Origin of the sequence: Amycolatopsis ruanii (genome assembly GCF_003385175.1) — a bacterium.
GTDB classification, from domain to species: domain Bacteria; phylum Actinomycetota; class Actinomycetes; order Mycobacteriales; family Pseudonocardiaceae; genus Amycolatopsis_E; species Amycolatopsis_E thermalba.
In genome coordinates this window covers 19,559-27,434 of record NZ_PQHY01000083.1, presented here as the reverse complement: position 1 = coordinate 27,434, position 7,876 = coordinate 19,559, and the positions used below count along the sequence as shown (strand labels likewise).

Sequence of the window (7,876 nt, the reverse complement as noted above, 5' to 3'; positions counted from 1 at the left end):
GGGAACGGGCGTGGCAGGCTGGGGGTATGGCCCGGCCTTCTCCCCTGCAGGTGCGCAACCTCGTCGTCGCCGTGCTCGCGGCTCTCGTGGCGGTCTGGAACGTCACCCAGGGCGGGCCGTGGTACCTCACGGCGATCTTCGGCGTCGGGTGTGTGCTCGCGCTCGGGTCGGCCGCCCTCAACCGCGCGGGCTGATCCGCGCACCTCACACCGCGCACGTTACGGTGAGCGCGTGAATTCCGCCTCGGCTGTGTTCCTCGCGACGATCCCGAGCCCGGACCGCGGCGTCTGGCACCTGGGACCGATCCCGATCCGCGCCTACGCGCTGTGCATCATCGCCGGCATCGTCCTCGCCATCTGGTGGGGCGACCGCCGCTGGGTGCAACGCGGCGGCACCAAGGGCACGGTCGTCGACATCGCCGTGTGGGCCGTGCCGTTCGGCCTCGTCGGCGGGCGCCTCTACCACGTCATCACCGACTGGTGGCGCTACTTCGGCGAGGGCAAGGACCCGGTCAAGGCGCTCTACATCTGGGACGGCGGCCTGGGCATCTGGGGCGCGATCGCCCTCGGCGCGGTGGGCGCGTGGATCGGCTGCCGCCGCAAGGGCGTGCCGCTGCCCGCGATGGCCGACGCGATCGCCCCGGGCATCATCGTCGCGCAGGCCATCGGCCGCCTCGGCAACTACTTCAACCAGGAGCTCTACGGCGCGCACACCACGCTGCCCTGGGGCCTGGAGATCTACCAGCGCTTCGACCCGAACAACCCGACGATCCCCGACCAGGGCCCCAACGGCATCGCGTTCGGCAACATCCCGCTCGCCGACAGCCCGGTGCACCCCACGTTCCTGTACGAGCTGATCTGGAACCTGATCATCGCGGCGCTGGTCGTGTACGCCGACCGCAAGCTGCGGCTGGGCCACGGCCGCGCGTTCGCCCTCTACGTCGCCGGGTACACGCTGGGCCGGTTCTGGATCGAGCTGATGCGCACCGACGACGCCACCCACGTCCTCGGCCTGCGGGTCAACACGTGGACGTCGATCCTGGTCTTCGCCGGCGCGATGGTCTACTTCTTCCTCGCCCGGCGCCGCGGGCCACGCGAGGAACCGGAAACGCTGCGCAGCAAGGACGACGAGACCGACACGGTCGCCCCGGAACGCGAGTAGTTCTACTCAGGCGCGGTCCCGGCCCGCTCGCCAGACTGGTGATCATGACCGAGGACCGGCGGCCGGGTGTGGCCTTCCTGGGGTTCGCGCTCGCGACCGGACTGCTGATCGTCGTCGTGGTCGCCCTGATGCGGGACTTCGTCGCCGGCTGGCACGGGGGCGAATACGCCTCCGCCTACATCGGGGTCACGTTCGGCGCGATGATCGCCGGCAGCCTGTGCCGGCTCGCACGGCCCCCGTGGCGCTCCTTCGGCACCGGGCTGATCCTCGGCGGTGTGCTCGGGTTCGCGAGCTTCCTCGCGGTGGCGGTGGCGCTCTACCTCGCCCTGTCGCAGATGTCTAGCTGACCAGGCCGCGCCCGGTGACCAGCAGCAGGTCCAGCGCCGTCAGCAGGCCGGGCGGCGCCGCGACCACCGCGGGGATCGCGTTCACCAGCCGCATCGCCGTCGCCTTGAGGCCCGCCGTGTTGTGGTCGCCGTCCGTGCCGACCAGCCGCAGGTCCAGCGTGTAGTTCGGCTCGCCGGTCACCTGCACCCGGTAGCAGCCCTGCCCGGACGGTTGCGGCCAGTCCGGCCCCAGGTCCGGGCGCAGCCGTGTCACGTGCTCCAGCACGCACACCGGACGGCCGCCCCGCATGCCGCGCACCTCGAACCGCAGCGCGGCGGCCGTGCCCTCGGCGATCGTGCCGCACGAGACGTCGAACGCCGACGGCGCCGGCAGCCGCTCGAAGCTCTCCTCCACGGCGTCCAGCTCCACGCCCAGCCCGGCCGCCAGCTGCCGCACCACGCTGCCCCACGCCAGCGACAGCACGCCGGGCTGCAGCAGCATCGGCGTCTGGTCCAACGGGCCGCCGAAGCCCATGATGTCGAAGACGACCTTGCGGTTGTCGTAGGTCGAGTAGTCCAGGATCTCGAAGCAGCGCACCTCGTCGATCCGCTCGCACACGCCCGTGAGTACCAGCGGCAGCCAGTCGTTGGCGAACCCGGGGTCGACACCGTTCACCCACAGCGACGCGCCACCCTCGGACGCGGCCGCCCGCACGGGTGCGGACACCTCGCCGGGCACCACGCCGTCCGGGAACTGCAGGAACACCGGGCTGCTCGACACGACGTTCACGCCGGCCCGCAGGATGCGCTGCAGGTCGGCCAGCGCCTCCATCAGCCGGTCGTCGGCCATCGCCGTGTAGACCACGCAGTCCGGTTCCAGCGCCAGCAGCGCGTCGGCGTCGGTGGTCGCCGCGACGCCCAGCGACCGCCCCAGCTCGGCCAGCTCCCCGGCGTCCCGGCCGGCCTTGTCCGGGTTCGACACCCACACGCCGGCCAATTCCAGCTCCGGATGCGCGTCGATGCCCGCGATCGCGTGCCGCCCCACGTTGCCGGTGCTCCACTGCACCACCCGGTACGTCACAGGTCCGGCAATCCGAGTTCGAGGTTGGGCGCCTGCAGTCCACCGTCCACTTCCAGCACCTTCCCCGTGACGAACGAGCCGGCGGGCGAGGCCAGGTAGACGATCGCGGCCGCGATGTCCTCGACCTCGCCGAGCCGGCGCAGCGGCGTGTCCGCCTCCATCCTGGCCTTGATCTCCGGGTTGTTCACCACGACCTCCAGCGCCGAGGTCGCCACCGACCCGACGGCGACCGCGTTGACCCGGATGCGTGGCGCGAGGTCGTAGGCGGCCAGGCGCGTGTAGTGGGCGAGCGCGGCCTTCGCGGTGCCGTAGGCGGCGAACCCGCGCCCGGCGACCCGGCCCATGTTCGACGAGATGTTGACGACCGTGCCGCCGTCGGTCATCAACGGCACGGCGGCGGTGGTGAGCGCGTGCGCGGTCGAGACGTTGAACCGGAACGCCTCTTCCAGGAACTCCGGTGTGGTGTCCAGCAGCGGCCGGGGATAGGTGCCGCCGACGTTGTTGACCACGATGTCGACCCGGCCGAACTCGCCGACCGCGGCCTGCGCGAGCGCGGCGGCGGCCGCGGGATCGCTGAGGTCGGCCGGCACGACGTGCGCGCGCCGTCCGGTTCCGGCCACGCGCGCGGCGACGGCGTCCAGGTCGGTCTTCGTACGGGAGGAGATCACCACGTCCGCACCGGCTTCGGCCAGCGCGACGGCGGCTCCCGCGCCGATACCGCGTCCGGCCCCGGTGACGACGGCGACTTTGCCGGTCACGCGGAAACGATCGAGGATCATGCGGCCGACTGTAACAGGTTCTAGTTCGGTCCGGGGCGGTCCGAGGAGAACCTGGTGCCGGGCAACGGAACCCCGCTAGGGAACCGCCGGGCCGGGGTCTTCGGGAAAGAGGGCGGCCAGCTCGTCGTGCAGGAGCCGCCGGATCTCCTCGGCCGGGAACTCGCGTGGGTACATCGCCGCCTGCAGGGTCAGGCCGTCGATGAAGGTGTGCAGGCGCCGGGCCTGCCGGTCGAGGTGACCGTCGGCGAGCGGGTCCCCGATGCGCTCCGGAGGTGGTTGCCCGCAGAAGTACGCCACCGCGAGCCGGCAGATGTGCCGTTCGCCGGGGAGTCCTGCCGTGTGGAGTTCGGCGAGGGATGCGTCGAAGCGCGAGCGCATCAGGCAGGCGAGCCAGACGTCCGCGTCCACCCGCCGGTCGGCGTCCAGTGGCAGCAGCTCCTCGAGCATCAGCAGCGCCCGGTCACGCCCGGGCAGATTGCCGTGCAGGTGGCCGGCGATGCGAGCGGTGACCTTGTCGGCCATCGCCTTCGCTGCGAAGAGCAGCAGGCCGCGCTGGCTGTCGAAGTAGTGGCGCAGCCCGCCGATCGAGATGTTGGCCTGCTCGGCGATCTTCCGCACGGTGGCGCCCTCGATGCCGTCCCGGCTGATGACGTCCCAGACCACCCGGACCAGTTCCGCCCGTCGCTGGTCGTGGTCGACGAGCTTCGGCATACCCAGGTTATAGCACAATCGTACGGTTTCCTATACCGTACAAGCGTGCTAAAAAAATCTGAGGGAGCGGTGCCGGGGCGTGCCACGGGTTCGGTCGTGCTCGCCGGGGGATTGCTGCTGATCGCCGGGTCGGCGCTGTGGTTCGTGCTGACCGGCGACACCGGTGTCCGGTACTCGTCGGACACCGGCGACACCGTGCCGATGTGGTTCCGCTGGATTCCCGTACTCGCCGGCGTCGTGCTGGTACGCCTGGTGCCGTTCCGGGGCGCCGCGATCACGCCGGCCGAGCGCCGGCCCCGCCTCGAAGCGGGTGTTCTCCTGGCCTCGGCGGTGCTCTTCGCGGTGACGCTGGGGCTGGCCGGCGGTGGCGAGCCCGCCCACACCCTGTTGAAGGTGCTGTTGCTGCTCGGGGTTCCCGCGGCGATGTTCTGGATCCTGCGGCGCTGGGGAACGGCCTGGCGCCCGGCGGGTGGGCGGCCGGAGGTGGGGCGGCGCTGGGCGCCCGCGATCCCGGTCGCCGCGTGGGTTCTCCTCAGCTACGCCAGCCCGTGGGCCACGCCGTCCAGCGACTTCGCGACCACCGTCGACCTGGTCACGCTCGTGCTCGTGCTCGTCGTCGGGTTCCTCGTCAACAGCCTGCTGGAGGAGGTCTTCTACCGCCGCTGGCTGCAGTCCAGGTGGGAGGCGCTCATCGGCCGGTGGCCGGCGATCGTGCTCGCGTCACTGCTCTGGGCCGTCTGGCACGTCGCCATCCACGGCAGCGGTGACCTGCCGGCCGACCTCGCGTCGGCGTTCGTCAACCAGGGCGTTCTCGGGCTGTTCCTCGGATTCCTCTGGAGCGAGTACCGGATGATGTGGCCGCTGCTGGTAGTCCACGGTGCCGTCAACGCCGTCCCCGTCCTGCTACCCCTGGTGTGAGCGGGCGGACCGGCAGCACCGCCAGTTCACCGCGGTCGTTCGTCCGCACCTCCGCGGCCGCGCCGTAGTGCGCCGCCAGCGCCTCCGCCGTCAGCACCTCCGCCGGTGGCCCGGCGGCCACCGCGTGGCCGGCGTCGAGCAGGAGGAGCTGGTCGGCGTACTGCGCGGCGAACGTCAGGTCGTGCAGGGTCGACACCACGGTGATGCCGTCCTCGTGCCGCAGCCGGTCGATCAGCTCCAGCAGCGCCTGCGCGTGGCCGATGTCCAGGCCCGTCGTGGGCTCGTCGAGCAGCAGCAGGCTCGCCCGCTGGGCCAGCACCCGCGCCAGCACCGCGCGCTGCCGCTCGCCGCCGGAGAGCATGTCCACCCGGCGGCCCGCCAGCGCGCCCAGGTCCAGCCGCGCCAGCACCTCCTCCACAATGGACAGATCCGACCGGCTTTCCCGCGCCAGCAGACCCAGATGCGGCGTGCGGCCGAGCAGCACGTAGTCGGTCACCGTCAGGCCCACGGGCACCGCCGGGTCCTGCGGCGCGTACCCGACGAGCCGCGCCAGTTCCTTGCGCGGCACCCGGGACCGGCCGCCGATGAGCACTTCTCCTTGTGGCGGCAGGAGTCCGGCCACGGTTTTGAGCAAAGTGGACTTCCCGGCCCCGTTCGGCCCGACGACGGCCAGCCACCCGCCGGCCGGCACCTCCACCGAAACCCCGTGCACCACCGGGCAATCGCCGTAACCGGCGCGCACCGAGCGCAACGACAACGCGGTCACGACAACCTCCTCCGCGACGAGCGCAGGATCCAGGCGAAGAACGGCGCCCCGGTGAACGCGGTGACCACACCCAGCGGCAGTTCACCCGGCATGACCGTGCGCGCCAGCTGGTCGGCCAGCACCAGGAACGCCGCGCCGCCGACCAGCGACAGCGGGATCACCACCCGGTAGCTGGCCCCGGCGAGCATCCGCACCACGTGCGGCACCACGATCCCGACGAACCCGATCAGCCCGCTGACCGACACCGCCGCCGCGGTCGCCAGCGACGCCGCCGCCAGCACGACCAGCCGGATCCGGCCCGGTCGCAGGCCCAGCGACGCCGCCTCCGCGTCGCCGAGCGCGAGCACGTCGAGCAACCGCGCGGACAGGCACAGCACGACCGCCGCCACCGCCACGTACGGCACTGCGATCAGGACTTCGCGCCACCCGCTCACGTTGAGCCCGCCCAGCATCCACGTGTAGACCTGCCGGATCGTCTCGGTGTTCAGCTGCTGCGCGAACGTCTGGATCGCGGTGAGGAACGACGCCACCGCGACCCCGGCCAGCAGCAGCGTGCTCGTGCTGCCCCCGGCCGAGCGGCCCACCAGCCAGCTGAGCCCGACCCCGCCGAGCGCGCCGGCGAACGCGGCCAGCGGCAGCGGGCCGACGACCCAGCCGCTGACCGCCGGGGCGAGCACCACGACGAGCGTCGCCGCCATGCCCGCCCCGGCCGCCGCGCCCAGCAGGTACGGGTCGGCCAGCGGGTTGCGGAACACGCCCTGGAACGTCGCCCCGGACACCGCGAGCGCCGCGCCGACGATCGCCGCCAGCAGCACCCGTGGCACCCGCAGCTGCCACACGATCGCGGCCTCCCGCACGGACAGCGGCGACTGCCCGCCGGTGACCTGCGCCCAGATCTCGGCGAGCACCCGCTGCCAGCCCAGGTCGCTCGCACCGACGAGCACGGCGAACACCAGGACGGCCGCGAGCACCACGAGCCCGGCGATCAGGACCGGGGCGCGCAGCCGGGTCCGGGTGTCAGGCACCGGTCTTGGCGACCGCGGCGGCGACGGTGCGGACGAGCTCGACGATCCGCGGGCTCCACCGGGAGGCGATGTCGTCGTCGAGCGCGATCACCTGACCGCGTTGCACGGCGCTCAGCGTGTTCCAGCCCGGCCGCGCGGCGACGGTCTGCGCGTTCTGCCCGCAGCACTTGCTGTCCGCGAGGAAGATCAGGTCCGGGTTGGACTGCAGGATGCGTTCGGCCGACAGCTGCGGGTAGCCGCCGGAGGCGTTCGGGTCGGTGCCGTCGGCGATGTTGGTGAGCCCGAAGCGGGTGAGCACCTGGCCGATGAAGGTCGCCGAAGTCACGCTGTAGTACGTCTGGTCCAGCTCCCAGTAGTAGGTCAGCGATCGCTTCGGCGCGTCCGCGACGATCTTGTCGATGTCGTCGCGGGTCTGCCGGGCCAGGCTCTCGCCCTCGGCCTGGTGCCCGGTCGCCTTGCCCAGCACCTCGAACTGCGTGTAGGCGTCGTCGAGCGTCTTCGCGTCGGGCATCACCAGCGTCTTGGTCCCGGTCCGGGCCAGTGCGCCGGCGAGGCCGGTGGTGTCGGCGTAGACCACGACCAGATCGGGCCGGTAGGCGGCGATCGCCTCGGGATCGGGGCTCAGGCCGGTCAGCTGCGTGCGCGGCGCCTGTGCGGGGAAGTTCGACGCCGAATCGACGGCGACCACCTGCGGCCCCGCGCCGAGGGCGAACAAGGTCTCGGTGGCCGACGGCGACAGCGACACGATGCGTTGCGGCTGCTTGTCGAGCGTCACGGCCGGGGCGCCGGGCGCGGCGACCGTGACCGGGAAGCCGCCTTCGGTTTCGGGGGGTGCGGCCGAGTCCTCGGACGGCCGGGTGGCGCATCCGGTCAGCACGAGCAGGACCGCGATCAGTGGTGCGAAACGACGGAACACAAGAAAACCTCGGGTTTCCGGCCGGCGTCACGGGGCCCCGTCCCGCACCCAGGCGTTACGGACGCCGCACCCCTGAGCCGGGGGCGAAAGGCGTCGGCGCGGCGGCAGGCGACCTGGCTCGACCGGGTGTGCACGGAGCGCACCCGAGTCATCACAGTTGCGGCACAGCACCGGGTTCCCACCGGTTTCGCGG

10 protein-coding genes are annotated in these 7,876 nt (G+C 72.2%); 4 read left to right on the top strand and 6 right to left on the bottom strand.

Going from position 1 to position 7,876, the window contains the following annotated elements; all coding sequences use genetic code 11:
- From D0D28_RS36360 to D0D28_RS30245, 3 genes are all read left to right on the top strand, one after another.
- Nucleotides 1-194: hypothetical protein (locus tag D0D28_RS36360; protein WP_205413397.1), on the top strand; the 194-nt coding region annotated here is incomplete at its 5' end.
- A gap of 37 nt (nt 195-231) precedes the next feature.
- The gene (lgt, locus tag D0D28_RS30250; protein WP_240323421.1) at nt 232-1,161 is read left to right on the top strand and encodes a prolipoprotein diacylglyceryl transferase; all 930 of its coding nucleotides are present in this window, start codon (nt 232-234) and stop codon (nt 1,159-1,161) included.
- Between the two features lie 44 nt (nt 1,162-1,205).
- Nucleotides 1,206-1,508: a hypothetical protein gene (locus D0D28_RS30245; protein ID WP_116114433.1), complete on the top strand. Its 303-nt coding sequence runs from the start codon at nt 1,206-1,208 to the stop codon at nt 1,506-1,508.
- Here D0D28_RS30245 and D0D28_RS30240 read toward each other — a convergent pair.
- From D0D28_RS30240 to D0D28_RS30230, 3 genes are all read right to left on the bottom strand, one after another.
- Nucleotides 1,501-2,568, bottom strand: a complete 1,068-nt coding sequence (locus D0D28_RS30240; RefSeq protein WP_116114431.1) for an NAD(P)H-dependent amine dehydrogenase family protein — start codon at nt 2,566-2,568, stop codon at nt 1,501-1,503. The two genes, D0D28_RS30245 and D0D28_RS30240, sit on opposite strands and share 8 nt — an antisense overlap.
- Nucleotides 2,565-3,347 carry an SDR family oxidoreductase gene (locus tag D0D28_RS30235; protein WP_116114429.1) on the bottom strand — a complete coding sequence of 261 codons (783 nt, stop codon included), beginning with the start codon at nt 3,345-3,347 and terminating at the stop codon, nt 2,565-2,567. Before D0D28_RS30235 ends, D0D28_RS30240 begins: the two co-directional genes overlap by 4 nt.
- Nucleotides 3,348-3,422: 75 nt before the next feature.
- On the bottom strand, nt 3,423-4,058 hold the full coding sequence (locus D0D28_RS30230) for a TetR/AcrR family transcriptional regulator (RefSeq protein ID WP_094004393.1): 636 nt from the start codon (nt 4,056-4,058) through the stop codon (nt 3,423-3,425).
- Between the two features lie 69 nt (nt 4,059-4,127).
- Between D0D28_RS30230 and D0D28_RS30225 the strand changes: the two genes are divergently transcribed.
- A complete protein-coding gene (locus D0D28_RS30225; protein ID WP_240323420.1) occupies nt 4,128-4,976 on the top strand; it encodes a CPBP family intramembrane glutamic endopeptidase in 849 nt (282 codons plus the stop codon).
- Here the strand turns inward: D0D28_RS30225 and D0D28_RS30220 are convergent.
- Genes D0D28_RS30220 through D0D28_RS30210 form a run of 3 tightly spaced genes read right to left on the bottom strand, consistent with a single transcriptional unit; the run spans nt 4,942 to nt 7,683 of the window.
- Nucleotides 4,942-5,742 (bottom strand): ABC transporter ATP-binding protein, encoded by an 801-nt coding sequence (locus D0D28_RS30220; protein ID WP_116114427.1) that lies wholly within the window; start codon nt 5,740-5,742, stop codon nt 4,942-4,944. The genes D0D28_RS30225 and D0D28_RS30220 overlap by 35 nt on opposite strands.
- Nucleotides 5,739-6,767: a FecCD family ABC transporter permease gene (locus tag D0D28_RS30215; protein WP_094004395.1), complete on the bottom strand. Its 1,029-nt coding sequence runs from the start codon at nt 6,765-6,767 to the stop codon at nt 5,739-5,741. The genes D0D28_RS30220 and D0D28_RS30215 overlap by 4 nt, the downstream gene beginning before the upstream one ends.
- Nucleotides 6,760-7,683, bottom strand: coding sequence for an ABC transporter substrate-binding protein (locus D0D28_RS30210; RefSeq protein ID WP_430732413.1), 924 nt, complete (start codon nt 7,681-7,683; stop codon nt 6,760-6,762). Before D0D28_RS30210 ends, D0D28_RS30215 begins: the two co-directional genes overlap by 8 nt.
- Nucleotides 7,684-7,876: the final 193 nt, after the last annotated feature.